The sequence below is a fragment of the Streptomyces sp. NPDC096311 genome (assembly GCF_044763085.1).
Taxonomy (GTDB): domain Bacteria; phylum Actinomycetota; class Actinomycetes; order Streptomycetales; family Streptomycetaceae; genus Streptomyces.
In genome coordinates this window covers 863177-879865 of sequence record NZ_JBIWFN010000001.1, presented here as the reverse complement: position 1 = coordinate 879865, position 16689 = coordinate 863177, and the positions used below count along the sequence as shown (strand labels likewise).

At 66.5% G+C, this 16689-nt stretch carries 13 protein-coding genes and 2 pseudogenes; 8 read left to right on the top strand and 7 right to left on the bottom strand.

What is annotated here, in order from left to right; all coding sequences use genetic code 11:
* The first annotated feature begins 725 nt into the window (after positions 1-725).
* Positions 726-1250 carry a flavin reductase family protein gene (locus tag ACIRA5_RS03915; protein ID WP_403686908.1) on the top strand — a complete coding sequence of 175 codons (525 nt, stop codon included), beginning with the start codon at positions 726-728 and terminating at the stop codon, positions 1248-1250.
* Between the two features lie 72 nt (positions 1251-1322).
* Here the strand turns inward: ACIRA5_RS03915 and ACIRA5_RS03910 are convergent, their stop codons facing one another.
* Positions 1323-2231 carry a LysR family transcriptional regulator gene (locus ACIRA5_RS03910; protein ID WP_403686907.1) on the bottom strand — a complete coding sequence of 303 codons (909 nt, stop codon included), beginning with the start codon at positions 2229-2231 and terminating at the stop codon, positions 1323-1325.
* 254 nt (positions 2232-2485) lie between these two features.
* On the opposite strand from ACIRA5_RS03910, the gene ACIRA5_RS03905 reads away from it, so the two are divergent.
* The 3 genes from ACIRA5_RS03905 to ACIRA5_RS03895 all read left to right on the top strand — a co-directional run bounded on the left by ACIRA5_RS03905 (position 2486) and on the right by ACIRA5_RS03895 (position 5724).
* Positions 2486-3829, top strand: coding sequence for an NtaA/DmoA family FMN-dependent monooxygenase (locus tag ACIRA5_RS03905; protein ID WP_403686906.1), 1344 nt, complete (start codon positions 2486-2488; stop codon positions 3827-3829).
* Positions 3830-3980: 151 nt separating this feature from the next.
* Positions 3981-4580 carry a cysteine hydrolase family protein gene (locus ACIRA5_RS03900; protein ID WP_403686904.1) on the top strand — a complete coding sequence of 200 codons (600 nt, stop codon included), beginning with the start codon at positions 3981-3983 and terminating at the stop codon, positions 4578-4580.
* A 7-nt stretch (positions 4581-4587) separates the two neighbouring features.
* Positions 4588-5724, top strand: coding sequence for a M24 family metallopeptidase (locus tag ACIRA5_RS03895; protein WP_403686901.1), 1137 nt, complete (start codon positions 4588-4590; stop codon positions 5722-5724).
* A gap of 163 nt (positions 5725-5887) precedes the next feature.
* On the opposite strand, the pseudogene ACIRA5_RS03890 reads toward ACIRA5_RS03895, so the two are convergent.
* Both ACIRA5_RS03890 and ACIRA5_RS03885 read right to left on the bottom strand, forming a co-directional pair.
* Positions 5888-6590, bottom strand: a pseudogene (locus ACIRA5_RS03890) (transposase); the annotation flags it as partial.
* Between the two features lie 116 nt (positions 6591-6706).
* Complete coding sequence (locus tag ACIRA5_RS03885) at positions 6707-7144, bottom strand: nuclear transport factor 2 family protein (RefSeq protein ID WP_403686899.1); 438 nt, start codon at positions 7142-7144, stop codon at positions 6707-6709.
* A 439-nt stretch (positions 7145-7583) separates the two neighbouring features.
* Here ACIRA5_RS03885 and ACIRA5_RS03880 point away from each other — a divergent pair, with 439 nt between their 5' ends.
* From ACIRA5_RS03880 to ACIRA5_RS03865, 4 genes are all read left to right on the top strand, one after another.
* On the top strand, positions 7584-8507 hold the full coding sequence (locus tag ACIRA5_RS03880; RefSeq protein WP_403686896.1) for an LLM class F420-dependent oxidoreductase: 924 nt from the start codon (positions 7584-7586) through the stop codon (positions 8505-8507).
* 89 nt (positions 8508-8596) lie between these two features.
* On the top strand, positions 8597-9721 hold the full coding sequence (locus tag ACIRA5_RS03875; RefSeq protein WP_403686893.1) for an alkene reductase: 1125 nt from the start codon (positions 8597-8599) through the stop codon (positions 9719-9721).
* A 267-nt stretch (positions 9722-9988) separates the two neighbouring features.
* The gene (locus tag ACIRA5_RS03870) at positions 9989-11332 is read left to right on the top strand and encodes an NtaA/DmoA family FMN-dependent monooxygenase (RefSeq protein ID WP_403686891.1); all 1344 of its coding nucleotides are present in this window, start codon (positions 9989-9991) and stop codon (positions 11330-11332) included.
* A gap of 94 nt (positions 11333-11426) precedes the next feature.
* Complete coding sequence (locus tag ACIRA5_RS03865; protein WP_403686888.1) at positions 11427-12563, top strand: M24 family metallopeptidase; 1137 nt, start codon at positions 11427-11429, stop codon at positions 12561-12563.
* A 213-nt stretch (positions 12564-12776) separates the two neighbouring features.
* Here the strand turns inward: ACIRA5_RS03865 and ACIRA5_RS03860 are convergent.
* The 4 genes and pseudogenes from ACIRA5_RS03860 to ACIRA5_RS03845 form a co-directional block, all read right to left on the bottom strand.
* Positions 12777-13348 (bottom strand): annotated as a pseudogene (locus tag ACIRA5_RS03860) (transposase); the annotation flags it as partial.
* A gap of 251 nt (positions 13349-13599) precedes the next feature.
* A complete protein-coding gene (locus ACIRA5_RS03855) occupies positions 13600-14619 on the bottom strand; it encodes a phosphotransferase family protein (protein ID WP_403686886.1) in 1020 nt (339 codons plus the stop codon).
* Complete coding sequence (locus ACIRA5_RS03850) at positions 14619-15368, bottom strand: SDR family NAD(P)-dependent oxidoreductase (protein WP_403686884.1); 750 nt, start codon at positions 15366-15368, stop codon at positions 14619-14621. The genes ACIRA5_RS03855 and ACIRA5_RS03850 overlap by 1 nt, the downstream gene beginning before the upstream one ends.
* Positions 15365-16666 carry an acyl-CoA dehydrogenase family protein gene (locus ACIRA5_RS03845; RefSeq protein WP_403686882.1) on the bottom strand — a complete coding sequence of 434 codons (1302 nt, stop codon included), beginning with the start codon at positions 16664-16666 and terminating at the stop codon, positions 15365-15367. The genes ACIRA5_RS03850 and ACIRA5_RS03845 overlap by 4 nt, the downstream gene beginning before the upstream one ends.
* Between the last annotated feature and the right edge of the window lie 23 nt (positions 16667-16689).

Here is a 16689-nt window from a genome sequence, read left to right as displayed (position 1 = left end):
GAACGCGTACCGCTTGCTCCCACTGCACCACGACGCGGGACGCGACCGCACACGAGTCACGTCCGCCGACCAGAGTCGATCCAGCCGGATTGCGGTGCGTCGAGGTCGAGCGGATCCGGTGGCTGCGGCGCCGGCCACCGAGGGCTTTCATCGACCGTTGACGGTCGCGGACAGCGCCCTCCAGAGCCGACCTCGCACCAGTCAGCCGCTCCCTCGAACCAGGCCGTCGTATGGGCCTCGCACCGAAGAGCAGGTGCTTCACCGCGTTCGGAGGCGACGTAGATCTCTTCGTTCAGAAGCACCAGCCACCCATCCGGCATTCGGCGGCCCGACTTCTGCGACGAGGTCGATCACTGCTCGGTCTCGTCCTGGCATACTCCGGCGACATCGCCGTTCACGAACCGTGACCGGACCCACCCGTCGCCACTCGCCGCTCAGGCTGCTTTCGCGACCGAGAGAGGCCCCGTTCCTGACCGGATCGCCCGTCTGCAGCCGAGGTGGTCGGCCATCCCGATGAGTCCTCCATGGACGTCTCATCCACCGCACCCGCCCGTGGGACGGGCGAAAAGGGTTCCCGCGGCAACTGCGCATGCGGCGCATGAGCGGCCCTTCAGGGGCGCGATGTCACGCCTCGTCACAACGCTCCAGCACGATTGCGTCCGATGCAATTGACCGTTCGTAATATGCACTGGACTTCGATTCAACGTGAACATTAGCTTTGAGTCATGAAAACCGACGCTTCCACCTCCCTCGACGTTCAAGTGACAGCGCTGAAGGACCGTTTCCGTGAAGCAATGGCGCGGGTTCCCGCAGCCGTGGCCGTGGTGACGTCCATTGACGAAGAGGGTGCCCACGGCACCACGGTCACGGCGTTCACGTCATTGTCCGTATCGCCGCCCATGGTTCTGGTATCGCTCGACAACAACTCGACGCTGCTGAGCATAATTCGTCGGACCGGTCGGTTCGGCCTCAATGTTCTCAGTGCCGAACAGGCTTCTCTGGCGACCACGTTCGCCGGCAAGGGGCGGGGGAAGTTCGCTGGAATCGAGTGGACCCTTGATCATGAGGTCCCCCGCATCCCGGAAACGATCGGCTGGTTGGCGTGCGAGCTGGCTGATCTCATACCCGGCGGCGACCACCACATCGCGCTCGGGAACGTTTTGAACGTCGAGCCCGGCGGCACCAGCGACTCACTGACGTATCAGTTGCGCACCTTCGGCACCCATGCGGGTTTTCCCACCTCCGCGTAAGACGGGGTGAAGGGGAAGGACGGCCCTCAGATGGGAAACAGCTTGCGACAGGCGGAAGTTGTCTCATTCATCTCACACCGCCGAGAGTCCCTTGATGTGATCGCGGACGGCCTCCAGGACGGCTGAAGCCGCAGCCGAAAACGATGTATGGCTCGACGATACGAACCCCCAGCTCCAATGCTGGAACTCATTCGGAGCCGGTAGCGACCGCGTGACGATTTCACCCGGTGGCTGCAACGTATCCACCGCCCAGTTGCTCAGCATAATGAAATCCGAGTCGTGAATCAGCTTGACGAGAACATGATAGTCGTCAATATAGATGGCCGGATGCCGGATGCCGAGCTCGGCCAGTCCGGACTCCTCGTACCTGGATTTCATGAACGGTTTGCACGCCACCGGAAATTGTTCGACTCTCTCGGGAAAAAGCAAGCCCTCGGCGAGCGGATGACCGGCCCGCATGGCCACCATCAATGAGCCGACCACAGGCGCGACGACTTCCACTCGATATCCGTAGGCCGACTTGTAGGTCTGCGCTGTTGTGGGGACCGCACCCAGAAAGAAGTCGATCTCACCTCGGCTGAGCAGGGAGCGAAGGATCGCATTGGAGCCGGTGCGAATCTCGAAATGGACTGACCGAGCTTCCATGCAGGCAAGGACAGCCGGCAGGATGCTGGACGCCATGGCCGAACCCGCGCCGAAGCGCACTGTGGCGTTCTCACCAGTGGCGACCGCCGTCAGGCGCTCCTCCGCGCGCCCGGCACTCCACAGGATCTCCTCCGCGATCGCGATGAACTCCTCCCCCTCCCCGGTGAGGCGCACACCGTTCTTGCCGCGTTCGAAGATCGTGATGCCGTACGTGCGCTCCAGCGACTGGATGCTCCTGGTCAGCGCGGACTGCGAGAGGGGGATCGTCGCGGCCGCGGCGGCGAAGCTGCCCTCCCGGGCCACTGCCACGCAGTGTTCGAGCTTGCTGATGTCCAACGGTGGCCACCTGGTCCTTGCGGTAAACAGTGTTGCGTTTCATGCAAGGATAGATACTTCATTTGCATTGGTCTATAGGTGAAACCGCTCGTAGAGTCAACCTCATGGCGCATGACGCGGAGTCGCGGATCGCTCAGGACACCGAATGGTCCGCACCCGTGCCGCCTAGTTAGCCCAATTGCCCCGCTCAAGAAAATGCCCACTGCGGCCAGAGCAGAGTACCCATTACCCCCAACAGCACGAGAGGTAATTCAATGCGCAAGGACACAATGGTGCTGTCCGCGTTCGCCCAGACGACCATCAGCAAGGGTCAACACGGCGCATGGACACACGCAGGCAGCGACCCGAATATCACCGACCCCGAGTACTACATCAACCTCGCTCGATCGGTTGAACGTACCGGGTTCGACATGATTTTCTTCGATGACCGCCTGGCCATGCCCGCGGTCTACGGTCGCTCGGTCCGCGCAACGGTGGAAAAGGGTACCCGTCCGGTCAAATTGGACCTTCTGACAGTAATGGGCCTGATCGCCTCTCACACGACGAGGATCGGTCTCGGGGCGACATACTCGACGACGTATTACAATCCGTACCATGTCGCGCGCGCGTTCGGAACCCTGGATCACCTCTCCAGGGGACGCGCCATCTGGAACATCGTGACCTCGCTCAACGAGGATGAGGCGGCGAATTTCGGCGTCGAATTCATCGATCACGACAGCCGATACGACCGGGCCGACGAATTCCTCGAAGTAACGACCGGACTCTGGGAGACATGGGAGCGCGACGCCCTCAAGATCGACCGTGAGGCGGGGATCTACGCGGATCCGGACAAGGTGCACCCGCTGAACCATGAGGGCAAGCACTTCTCGTCAAAGGGGCCGCTGACCATGCCCCAACCGCCGCAGGGCTGGCCGGTTCTGCTACAGGCCGGCCAGTCGCCCCGGGGCAGGCAGTTCGCCGCGCGCTGGGCAGACCTCCTCTTCATCGCGGCGTCGAGCATCGAAAAGGGGCAGCAGGCGTACGCCGCACAGCACGATGTGTTCAAGGCCGTGGGCCGCACCGCGCCGCCGGCGAAGATGCTTCCGGGTGTGTCGGTCGTGGTGGGAGCCACCGAGTCCATCGCCCGCGAGAAGGCCGCCTACCTGGAGTCGCTGGGAGACCCGGAGGAGGCGCTGATGCTGCTGGCCGAGCTGTCCGGTCTGGACTTCGCGGCCTACCCGATGGACGAGCCGCTGCCCAAGGATCTGACGGAAACGACCAGCGGGTCCCAGGCGATCATCAAGAGCGTGCTGGGCAGGCTGCACGACGTGTACGGTCCGGACGCGACCCCCCGGGATCTCGGCACGATGTCGGCGGCGGGCCCCGGAATCAAGTTCGTCGGCGACCCCGGACAGATCGCCGACCAGATGTGCGAGTGGTTCCACGCCTACGCGTGTGACGGATTCTCCGTCAGCCAGACGGACACCCCTGGCAGCCTTGAGGAGTTCGGGAGGTACGTCATCCCCGAACTGCGCAAGCGCGGGGTGTTCCCGGAGATGTCGAACACGACGCAGACCTTCCGTCAGCGCATGGGCCTCGGCGACCGCACCTCTCGTTGAGACGCGGCGGTGGTTCCGGGTCCGGGGCACGGCGTACCCCCAATGCTCCGGACCGCGGCCGCCGGACCCCTGAGCGGAGCGGAATCCCTTCCTCGAATTCCGCTCCGTACACTGAAGGTTGCGAATCCGTTCTTCGACAGGAGTTTATCCAGTGCCTTCCACTCTTGGAGTCCCCGACAGGGCGGCGTTGCTCATCCTGCATTTGCAGCCGCCGCTGACGGACATACCAGGTGCTGACAAAATGGTCGCCCGTGTGGCACAAGCCGTGTCGGCCGCTCGAAAGTCGGGGGTAGAGGTGATGTACGTCAGTATCGGCTATCGTCCCGGATATCCCGAGATCGGTAGCGACGATCCCGCACGGCCGGGTCTCCTTTCCCGGGGAACTCTGATCGCCGGAGTGAACAACGACGTCCATGCGTCCCTCGCTCCGCAGGAGGACGACGTCCAATTCACCAACCCTCGGTGCAATGCGTTCTCCGGCAGTGATCTCGAAAGTATTCTTCGGTTGAAGGACATCAACCACCTCGTGCTCTCGGGTATCGCGACCAGTGGCGCCGTGCTGGGAACTCTCACCGACGCCAACGACCGAAACTACAGGATCACGGTCCTCTCCGACGGAGTCATGGATTTCGAGCAGGACATTCATGATGCGATGCTAAAGGTATTCGTCAAGCCACCCCGCAGGGCGCGTCTTGTCACGATCGAGGACTGGATCACCGAAATCACCGAATTCGCCGGGCACTCAGTTTAGGACTCTCATGATCTCTCCGACAGAACTCAGCCGACGGTGGTCCAGGCTCCGCGATCGACTCGTCGGTGCGGACCTCGACGCGGTCATCGTGACGGGTGGCCCGGCGACCGCCGAACTGATCCACATCAGCGGTTACCAGTACCGCGGAGGCAACGCGATCTTCCTCCTCGCCCGCAACGGGGATGTCCGCCTGATCCTGCGCGGCCCGTTCGGGCTCAGCCTGCCCCGGCCCACGGAGTCATGGGTGTCCGGCACCAGCTCCGAGATCGTCTACGAGCCCATGAGTGCCACGCCCCTGCCGGACAGCGCGATCGACTGGCTCAAGGCACACGACGCGACGCGGGTCGCGGTGAACGTCCCGACCATCGCGGCCCTGACGCAGGCGCTGACAGAGGCATTGCCGCACGTCAGCGTCGTGTCCTGGCAGGCGGAGCTGCTCCAATCGCGCTTCGTGAAGGGCGAGGAAGAGCTGGACATCATCCGTCGCAGCGTCGCCATCGCCGACGAGATCTTCGCGCGCGCCGCCGAGTTCGTCCAGGTCGGCCGCCCCGTCGCCAAGGTCGTCACGGACGTGCACCGGTTCGCCCTGGACCATGGAGCCGACCCCGCACGAGACGCCTACCAGGGCTCGCTCAACCTGATCTTCAGGCACAAGCCCGGCGGCGTGAACGGCTACGCCGAGGACACGAGGCCACTGGAGAAGGGCGACACCTTCACCCTTGAGATCTCCCCGCGCGTCCACGGCTACTTCAGCCAGCTCACCGTTCCCGTGTCCATCGGACCGGCCGGACCCGAGATGCGGCGACTGTTCGACGTCACCGCGCGCGCCCGGGAGGCCGGCCTCGCCGAAGTGCGGCCGGGCTCGAACTCCGCCCGTGCCGCCCAGGCGATGCTCGACGTCATCGCCGAGGAGGGATTCGAGCCGGTCAATACCGACATCGGGCACCTCCTCGGCATCGAGCTCACCGAACCGCGTCTCGGACTCAACAACGTGATCGAATTCGAGGCGGGGATGACCCTCGTCTTCCATCCCTCGATCCGGTCCGATGCCGCCAGCCTCTTCATGCGCGGCGACACCTACGTTGTCACGGACTCCGAACCGCAGCGCCTCAACAGCAGCCCGGTCGAGTTCCTTGAGGTCTAGCCTCGATCCTTCGCGGCGTCTGCCGATGGGGATCGGTGGACCGTTGCACGTTCATACCTGATCGCTGGTATGTGTACGGCCCGACTGTCGCGTCGGGCGGGCACCAGGGTTCCACGGCTCCCGGCGCGACAGTGCAGCTCCGCAGGGACGGGAAGGCTGCTGTTCAGTCCGGGTTGGGCAGTTGGTCGAGCCGTTCGAGGGCGTTGGTGACGACATGGGTCCAGGACAGGTGGGCCGCGAGGCGGCGAATCTGGCGGCGCCCCACGGGAACAAGTCGGCCGGCCGGGCTGATCAGGGGGAATCGCAGGCGGCGGGGCTCCCGGAGCTGGGCCTTGCCGTCCAGCGCAAGCATCGGCGTCCAGGCTGGCAGGTCGGGTGGGACCCGGCTGTTCTCCAGCCAGACCCTGTATTGCGCGGTGTCGTGCAGGCACAGCTTGTGCAGGCCGGTCGCGCGGGCGGCCCGGATGCGGTCCTCGGCCCGTGCCCGCAGGCCGGGGCGGAGTTCGAGTTCGGAGAGGGGCCGGCCGGTGGTGCCGGTCACGCAACACGTGATCCGCATCCCGTCGGCGTCCGTGATCCTCAACTGGGCGCCGGGGTAAGGTCGTTCCTCCCAGGCGAGCAGCGGCATGCGCTCAAACAGGCCCCCCGTCCGTACGGCGACCCAGCCCCCGCCGCGGAACTCTCCATCCGGCTCAACGGCCGACGTCCACGCCGTAAGCGGCACCACGAGTACGCCCCGGTGGAAGGCGTCGGCCATGGCCGTACCCACCGGACACGACAGTCACCACCCACGTTTCGCGAACCAGACCACCAACAAGCAGGCGCCGCCCCCCGGTATCGGTACGGATCAGCGTCCCTCGTCCGCGCCATGAGGAATGTCTCGCGGCACCGGGTCGGCCCGCCGTCCACCGAGCCGGGCATGCGCGCTCTGCCTGCGGCGCTTCCCGGACTGCGTGGACGGATCCCCTCGCGCGCCGAGTGGCTACGCTTGCTGCGCCTGCCAGCCGCCCTCGCGCATCGCGTCGATGGCGACAAGTCGGTGCTCCAGCAGCCATTGGTCCCCGACGGGACGGAAGACGTCACGGTAACGGCCCCAGTGGTCGGGGCCCTGGTCGGTCACGACCATGAAGTACGAGGACGCGTCGATGCGATCAGGGGCGACCTGGTCGAACGCGATGTTCGCGACGAAGTGGCGGACGAAGAATCCGGGTGTCGGCGGAGAGGCAGTCTTTCCGGTGTCCGACAGCAGACTCACGATGGCCGCCCGACCGCGGGCCGGTTCGCGACCCTTGATCTCCAGCACGCCCTCTCGCAGAAAACACCCGGCCAGTGCCTCCAGCCGGAAGCGGTCTCCGGCGTGCGTGTAGCGGGCGATGGTGTCGCGCACCAGCTCGCGAGCCTTCAGTTCCCAGTCCTCCACGGTTCCTGCTCTCCTCGGCTCTGGTTCCGTTGCACAGTCGTCGCCGGCACGGGGTGGACGGCAACGAGACCGGCCGCCGATTATGCCGCGTGTCCCTGCCGGCGCTTCGCCGGTCCGGATCACGCGGATGACGGGTACCGGTCCTGCTCGCCGATGCGCTGCCCGTGTCCCTCGTCGTGGAAGCACTACTGGACCGAGGAGCCGGTGTCATGCGTCGTCCGCCGACAGGGCGTGGCCTTTGGTGAAGGCGTTCTTGAAGCAGCCCGTGCCCGTGCTTGCCGACGGGTAGGGCGCTTTTCCTTCAGCCCCGTACTCCTCGGGCTCGCGCACGCACCATCGCCTGATGCAGCGCCGAACTGCTGCGAAACGTAGCGCCGAGCGTCGCGCGCAGCCCTGGTTGGGCAGCGCCGCGCACGCTCTCTGAACGGAGGAGAACCGAGTGAAGTTCACTGTGGAGTACCCGGTCAGCGCCGCCGGATACGATCCGGCGCTGGTGACGGGCGCCGGCATGGCCCGGGTCGCGCGGGCGGCCGACGAGTTCGGGTTCGACTCGATCGCTTTCACCGAGCATCCCGCGCCGTCCAAGAGGTGGCTCGACGCGGGCGGTCACGAGTCGCTGGACCTCGCCGCCGCGTTGAGCTACTGCGCTGCCGTCACCAGCAGGATCCGGCTGATGACCTATCTGATGGTGCTGCCCTACCGGAATCCCTTCCTCAGCGCGAAGGCACTCACGACAGTGGATGTGCTCTCCGACGGGCGGTTGACAGTGGTGGCCGGCACGGGCTACCTGCGCTCGGAGTTCCGCTCGTTGGGTGTCGACTTCGAGGAGCGGAACGAGTTGTTCGACGAGGCGCTCGCGGCTATGCGCGGTGTCTGGACGACCGTTCCCTTCACGTACCGGGGACGGCACTTCGAGGCCGACGGGGTCGCCGCCCTGCCGCGGCCGGTGCAGTTCGGCGGGCCGCCGGTGTGGATCGGCGGCAACAGTGCGCTCTCCCGCCGCCGAGCCGCCCGCAACCAGGGCTGGAGCCCGATGATGGCCAGCGAGGAAGTGGCCCGGACCACGCGGTCGCCTGTGATCGCCACGGTCGGACGGCTCGCCTCGATGATCACCGAGGTTCGCGAACTGGCCGTCGCCGAGCGCGGGGACGGTGCCGTCGTCGATGTTCAGGTGCAATCGGCCGCCTCCGGCTACCTCAAGAACCCAGGATCGGTGGAGGAGCATCGCGATCTGCTGGGGCGACTCGCAGAGGCCGGTGTCACCTCGTTCGTGCTTCACCCGCCGGCCGTCGGCGTCGATGCGGCAGTGGACGCGCTCCAGGGGTACGCCGAGACCTTCGGGCTGCGACGAGCAGCGCCCTAGCCACGGCACTACGGGCAACGGCGCGACCAGGCGTCTGAAACGTCCACGACCCCCGGGGACGGCCACCTTTTGAAGCGAGGAATGTGCTGATGCCGACGGCCTTCGACTCCTACGACTTGGGCGGCAAACGCCTGTCCAGCCGCATCGTGATGGCACCGATGACGCGCAGTCGTGCCCGCGGCCCCGGGGCGGTTGCGACGGATCTGATGGCTGCCTACTACGCCCAGAGGGCGAGCGCCGGGCTGATCGTCACCGAGGGCACTCAGCCGTCGGTGGTCGGCCAGGGCTACCCCGACACACCGGGTCTGTACTCCCCTGAACAGGTCGAGACCTGGCGGAAGGTGACTGACGCGGTGCACCGGGCGGGCGGCGTGATCTTCGCGCAGCTCATGCACGCGGGCCGGATCAGTGATCCAAGCCTGCTGCCCGAGGGCCTGCACCCTGTCGCGCCCTCTCCGGTGCGAGCGCGGGGACAGATCTACACCCACGACGGCCCGAAGGACTTCCCCCTTCCCAGAGAACTGACCGAGGCCGAAATCGTCCGCACCATCGGCGACTTCGCCACGGCGGCGCGCAACGCGATCGCGGCGGGGTTCGACGGAGTGGAGCTTCACGGCGCCAACGGATACCTGATCCAACAGTTCCTCTCCGCCGGTACCAACCGGCGCACCGACGGCTGGGGTGGCTCTGTGGGTGGCCGGACACGTTTCGGGGTCGAGGTGGCGACCGCTGTGGCCGAGGCCGTCGGCGGGCAGAAGGTGGGTTTCCGCATCTCGCCGGGCAACCCCAACAACGACATCGGCGAGGACGATCTGTCTGCGACCTACGGCGCACTGGTGGAGCGGCTGGCACCGCTGGGCATTGCCTATCTGCACCAGATGGAAGCTGCCGAGGTACGGGACCTGACCCTGCGTCTGCGCAGGGACTGGCCGGGCACGTTCATCCTCAACCCGTTCACCGGCACCCGCCCGACCGGACCGGAAGAGCTGAAACTCGTGGACGATGGCACGGCGGATCTCATCGCCTATGCCACGTTGTTCCTGTCCAATCCTGACCTGCCCAAGCGCCTCGCCGCGGGTGGCCCGTTCAACACCCATGACCGTGCCACCTTCTTCGGCGGTGACCACCGCGGGTATACCGACTACCCCGCGCTCCCCCCGGACAAGGGCGGGAAAGGTGGACAAGCCCACGAAGCTCCTGACGGACACGAGTGATCCCGACAGCATCGGTTGTAAAGGGCTCTTCGTGAGAGGAGTTCCAAGAGAATTGCGTGTCATGCAAGGGCGGATACTTTGTTTGCACTGATCTACGACTGGTTCGCAGGTGAAGCCACTCGTACAGTCGGGTCATGATGCGGCATACGGTGACGTGATGGGCGACGGATAGTCATATCCCCCGCCGCTCCCGCAGTTTGCCGGTCGTATTGCAGTAGGTACGCGATGTGGCTAGATCGGAACACCCAAGGCGCGAGAGGTAATCACATGCGCAAGGACACAATGGTCCTGTCTGCGTTCGCCCAGGCCTCCGTCAGCAAGGGGCAGCATGGGGCATGGACACACGCCGGCAATGACCTGAAAATCACCGAGCCCGAGTACTACATCAACCTTGCTCGATCGCTTGAGCGTACCGGGTTCGACATGGTGTTCTTCGATGACCGCCTGGCGATGCCCGCAGTTTATGGGCGCTCGGTTCGCGCGACGGTGGAAAAAGGCACTCGCCCCATCAAGTTGGACCTTGTCGCCATTCTCGGCCTGATCGCTTCTCACACGACGAGGATCGGTCTCGGGGCAACGTACTCGACAACTTATCACAATCCGTACCATGTCGCACGTGCGTTCGGGACGCTGGACCATTTGTCCAAAGGGCGCGCCATCTGGAACATCGTGACGTCGCTCAACGCCGACGAGGCCGCGAACTTCGGCGTCGACTTCGTTGACCACGACAGCCGGTACGACCGCGCCGACGAGTTCCTCGATGTCACCACGGGACTCTGGGAGACGTGGGAGCGCGACGCCCTCAAGATCGACCGTGAGGCCGGAGTCTATGCGGATCCGGACAAGGTGCACACGCTCGACCATGAGGGCAAGCACTTCTCGTCGAAGGGCCCGCTGACCATGCCCCAGCCGCCACAGGGCTGGCCGGTGCTCCTGCAGGCCGGTCAGTCGGCCCGGGGCAGGCAGTTCGCAGCGCGCTGGGCGGACCTCATCTTCGTTGCCGCGCCGAACCTCGAAAAGGGTCAGCAGGCGTACGCGGCGCAGCACGACGTCTTCAAGGCCGTGGGCCGCACCGCGCCGCCGGCGAAGATCCTTCCGGGTGTGACGGTCGTGGTGGGAGCCACCGAATCCATCGCCCTTGAGAAGAAGGCCTATCTGGATACTCTGGGGGACCCGGAAGAGGCGTTGATCCTGCTCGCCGAGCTGTCCGGGGTGGACTTCTCGGCGTACCCGATGGACGAGCCCCTGCCCGCGGATCTGGCCGAAGGCGTCAGCGGGTCGCATTCGGTCCTCGGGAGCGTACTGAACAGGCTGCGCGACCAGTACGGTCCGGACGCGACCGTCCGGGATCTCGGCCGGATGACGGCGGCGGGGCCCGGGATCAAGTTCGTCGGCGATCCTGGGCAGGTCGCCGATCAGATGTGCGAGTGGTTCCACGGCTACGCGTGTGACGGGTTCTCCATCGGTCAGACGGACACCCCCGGCAGCTTCGAGGAATTCGGCAGGTATGTCATCCCCGAGCTGCGTAAGCGCGGGGTCTTCCCGGAAATGTCGAACACTCCGCAGACTTTCCGTGAGCGGATGGGCCTCGGCAATCGCGCCTCGCGCTGATCACATCAGTAGTGCCGCTTCCGCCGTTTTTCCCGGCGGGGCGATGAGCCCCTTGCGTGCGTTTCCCCATCCGCCACTCAGTCAAGGAATTCTCATGATTTCGCCAACAGAACTCACCCGCCGGTGGTCCAAGCTCCGGGACATGCTCGCCACCGCCGACCTCGACGCCGTCATCGTGACGGGTGGATCGGGGACCGCCGAACTCATCCACGCCACGGGCTACCAGTACCGCGGGGCCAACGTGGTCTTCCTCCTGACCCGTGACGGGGATGTCCGCCTCATCCTGCGCGGCCCTTTCGCGCTCACCCTGCCCCGGCCGGCCGAGCAGTGGCTGCCCGACACCCCGTCCGAGATCCTCTACGAGGACATGAGCGCCGCTCCCCTGCCGGACAGCGCGGTCGACTGGCTCAAGGCCCACGGTGTGACACGGGTCGCGGTGAACGGTCCGTCCGACGGGGCACTGTCACAGGCACTCACCGCGGCACTGCCGCACGTCGGGGTCGTCTCCTGGGATGCCGAACTCCTCGCGTCACGCTTCGGCAAGAGCGACGAAGAGTTGGACTTCGTTCATCGCAGCGTCGCCATCGCCGACGAGATCTTCGCTCGTGCCGACGAGCTGATCCAGCCCGGCCGCTCCGTCGGCAAGGCCGTCGGGGATGTTCACCGCCTGGCCATAGAACTGGGCGCCGATCCCGCGCGAGCCACGTACCAGGGGTCACTGAACCTGATCTTCGATCACAACCAGAGCGGTGTGAACGGCTACGTCGAGGAAGAGCGGATTCTTCAGCCGGGCGACACCTTCACTCTCGAACTCACCCCGCGCGTCCACGGCTACTTCAGCCAGCTCACCGTGCCCGTGTCCATCGGGCCGGTCAGCCCCGAGATGCAGCGGCTGTTCGACGTCACGGAGCGCGCCCGGCAGGCGGGGCTCGCCGAGGTCAGGCCTGGCTCGGACTCCGCCCGTTCCGCCCAGGCCATGCTCGACGTCATCGCCGCCGAAGGATTCGAGCCGCTCAACACGGACATCGGGCACCTCCTCGGCCTCGAACTCACCGAACCGCGCCTGGGGCTCAAGAACGTGCTCGAATTCGAACCGGGAATGGTCCTCGTGTTCCATCCCATGATTCGATCCAACGCCGCCAGCCTTTTCATGCGCGGCGACACCTACCTCATCACAGACGATGGACCGCAGCGCCTGAACAGCAGCCCCGTGGAATTCCTCGAAGTTTGAGGGCTCGCGGAGAACAAGGTGTTGTTCCCGCGTCTTGACGAGCGGCGACGGCGGATGCTGACGACCGCTCAGGCACGGGCTCCCGGCATGCGCAGCGTCGCATAGGCGGCCGAGGCCGGCGAGACCAGGATCCACGAGGGCGTGTTCGAGCCGGACGCCGGCGAGAAGCCTCTGGGCAGTTCAGGTTGTGCAGGCCGGCCGCGCGGGCGGCCCGGCCACCGGCTCACCGGACCCGCCCATGCCCTGGTCGGCCAAGCCGGGCAATGGGCTGTGGCCGAAGGCCTTCTTCCAGGAGACAGCCGCGTCTTCCTCGGCCGGAATACGCGAACATCAAGACATCGCCCAGGTCGACGGTCACCGAGTCGGTCGCATCCGGCGCCGTCTGCCCTGCCAACTTCCCTACATGCTGGCGTACTTGGGGCCGGGTCCTGCGGATCGCGTTCGAGGCGCGTCGCCCGTCCGCTGCGAGCCTGTCGCGTGTCGGTCAGCTGCGAGACCGCAGGTCCGAGGCCACCGGACCGAACACGGCTGACTCGGCCCACAGCATGCCGACGTCGGCCAGGCAGTCTCCGCCCAGCGGACCGCGAGCGCCACATCCAGCAGGATCCTGCCGGGAGCGGCACCGCCCGCGGCTTGCGCCACGGGGCCAGAGCCGCCGTTTTGGGCGGAATCCAGACCCGTCTTACGTGCCGTCTCCGCCAGGAGCACGGCCCCGGGCTGCGTGACCACTCTCCATGACCGCTGCCCTCAACGCGGGTAAGGGGACTGGACCCGATGCGGATCAGCTACATCACGAAGCCCGAAGACCTACGACTCTGCTGGGCACGTGAGAGCCCGAGGCCAGTAACACGCTGGCGTTCTCCGAGCCCAGTCCCTGGCCAACATGAACTACCGGTCTGTGATGTGGAGTTGGCCGGGTATCGGGTCGTCAGAAGTTTCCCGGGGTCTGCTGTGGTGACCGGGCTCAAGGGGGGCAGCGCGATCTCCGCTGTCCCCCTCTTTTCGATCTCTACGGAGCACGGGAGTGCTCCGGCGCTCAGGCGCCGACCAGTCCGCGGGCCTGCTCAAGCAGACCCGGCAGGGCCGGAGCCATGCGAGCCAGGCCCGGAAGAACGACCCCCGTTCTCCGCGCGCGTTTGATCAGCAGTGCCGTGGCACCGGCCTCCTTGAAACGGGTGAGCGCGTCGAACCATGTCAGGTCCGGCAGTTCCGGGCCGCCCGCCGCCGCGTAGGCGTCGAGGAGTTCGCGGGCACCGGGCATGCCAGAGGGTTGATCCGAGGGTGCGGCCGGGTGTCGGGCCTCGTCTGTGAAGAACGTCAGCCAGGCGACGTCCACCCTCGGGTCACCGACCGACCAGATCTCCCAGTCGATCACCGAGGCCACCCGGCCGTCCGCGCACAAGGTGTTGCCGAGGCGGTAGTCGCCGTGGTTGACGACCGGCGGCAGTGCGAGGGGCACCGTGTCCCGCAGGGCCCGGGCGCAGCCGAGGTAGTCGCCCTGGAGGTCCTCGGGCACGGTGGCGAAGGCCCGGCTCCAGCGGTCGATCTCGTCCTCCGGGGCGACCACGGGCTCGTCCCCCAACCCCGCTCCGGCCGGGTCCACCCGGTGCAGAGCGGCGAGCACCGCCGCCGCGTCCAGGGCTCGGGCACGTACCTCCACGAAGCCGGCCGGGTCCCGGGTGTCGGCCAGCACCGGTTCGGCGCACTCCCCGGGCACGAAGCCCATGGCCAGGAAAGGCGGCACGTCGACGCCGTCCCCCGCGTCCTCGAACAGCACCGGCGGCACGACCACGCCCGGGGACCCGGCCAGCGCGCGCATCACTCTGGCCTGACGGAGCACATCGCGGTTGCGCACCGGAGGCAGTCCCGGGGGTGCGACCTTGAGCACCAGCGTGCGGTGCTGTTCCGGCACGCCACGCATCTCGGCGGTGAAGGTCAGGCTGGACGTGCCTCCGGTCAGCGGCCGGATCCCGACCACCTCGGCACCGGGCCGCCAGGTCCGCGCGGCTCTCGCGGTCCGTTCCCGGAGTTCGTCCATGATGTCCGGCGCCTCCATCAGTACAGTCCTCCGTCCACGCGGAGCAGTGCGCCGTTGGTGTAGCTGGAGGCCGGGCTGGCCAGGTAAAGCGCGCTGGTGACGATCTCCTCCGGGCTTCCCGGGCGGCCGACGGCGCTGCGCGTGGTCGCTCGTATCTCTTCCGGCCAATTGCGGGCGATGTCGGTCAGGAAGGGGCCGGCCGACAAGGTGTTGACCCGTACGGTGGGCGCGTACTCCAGGGCCAGCACCTGCGTGAGCGTGTTGAGCGCGGCCTTGGCACCGGCGTACGGGCCGTACATCGGCTGGGGCATCAGCGCACCCGTGGAGGAGACGTTGATGATGCATCCGCCCCCGCTGTCGGCCATCCGCCGCGCGACGAGCGCGCCGAGGCGGAACGGGCCTTTGAAGTTGACGGCGACGACCTTGTCGAACAGTTCCTCGCTGGTCTCGTCCGAGGAGGGCGCCAGCGGTGACATTCCGGCGTTGTTGACCAGGATGTCGACCGTGCCGAAGTGACCGTAGGCGGCCTCGACGAGGCCGTCTATCTCGTCCCAGTGCCCGATGTGACAGGGGTGGGCGAGCGCTCGGCGGCCCAGCGCCTCGACCTCGGCGGCCACCTCACGGCAGTTGTCGGCCTTGCGGCTGGTGATCACCACATCGGCGCCCGCCTGCGCGAAGGCCAGCACGATCTGCCGGCCGAGGCCCCGGCTGCCGCCGGTGACCAGGGCCACCTTGCCCGTCAGGTCGAAGAGTTGCCCGATACTCACTGTCCGTACTCCTTCACGATGTCCGCGTAGCGTTCCCGGGCGGCCTCGCGCCTGGCGAGCACATGCTCGCTCGGGAACAGTCCCGGCGCGGGCTCGGCCTCGCGCAGCAGTTGCTTGGCCACGGTGGCGCGGTGTACCTCGGTCGGACCGTCGGCGAGCGCGAGCAAGGGCACGTCCATCCACATCTCGGCCAACGGGAGTTCGTGCGTGGTGCCGAGCGAGCCGTGCAGATGCACCGCCCGCTGGACAATGTCGTGGTAGACCTTCGCCATCGCGACCTTGCACATGGCGATCAGGGTGCGGGCGGAGCCGTGCGGCCGGTTGTCGATGACCCAGGCCGTGTTCAGCACGAGCAACCGGTACTGCTGCAACTCGATGTACGAGTCCGCGATCATGGTCTGTACTGCCTGCTTGTCGGCCAGTCGCTCGCCCTGGGTACGGCGGGACACGGCGCGCTCCAGCATCATCTCCAGTGCCCGGTCGCATCGGCCGACCGTGCGCATCGCGTGGTGTACCCGGCCTCCGCCGAGGCGGGCCTGCGCCACCTTGAAGCCCTCGCCGCGCCCGCCGAGGAGAGCGTCGGCCGGGACCCGCACCCGGTTGTAGCGGATGTAGGCATGGGTCCCCTCGTCGAGTTCCTCACGCTCGGCCATCGTCGGCACGTTGCGCCGTATCTCGATGCCCGGCGTTTCCACCGGGACGACGAACATGGACATCCGCTCGTGCGGGCGGACCTCGGGGTCGGTCACCGCCATGACGATCAGGAACGAGGCGTAGCGGGCGTTGGAGGTGAACCACTTCTCTCCGTCGATCACCCACTCGTCCCCCTCACGCCAGGCCCGGCAGGTGAACTCCTTGGGATCGGCGCCCGCCTGAGGTTCCGTCATGGAGAAGGAGGAGATGATGTCACCGTCGAGCAGCGGCTGGAGATAGCGGTGTTTCTGCTCCTCGGTGCCGAACATGGCGAGGATCTCGGCGTTACCAGTGTCGGGGGCGGCAGTGCCGAACACGGTGGGTGCCCAATGGGAACGGCCGATGATCTCGTTCATCAGGGCCAGCCTGAGCTGACCGTAACCCTGGCCGCCGAGTTCGGGGCCGAGGTGACAGGCCCAGAGCCCGTGTTCGCGTACCTGCTGCCGCAACGGGTGCAGGATCGCGCGGGCGGCCTGGTTACCGGTGTCGTACGGGGCGCCGCTCGCTGGGAAGAGGAGTTCGAGAGGCTCCACCTCCTCGCGCACGAAGCGCTGCATCCAGTCCAGCTTCAGCTGGAACTCGGGGTCAGTGGAGAAGTCCCACATGAATGGCCTCCGGAAATTGGGCG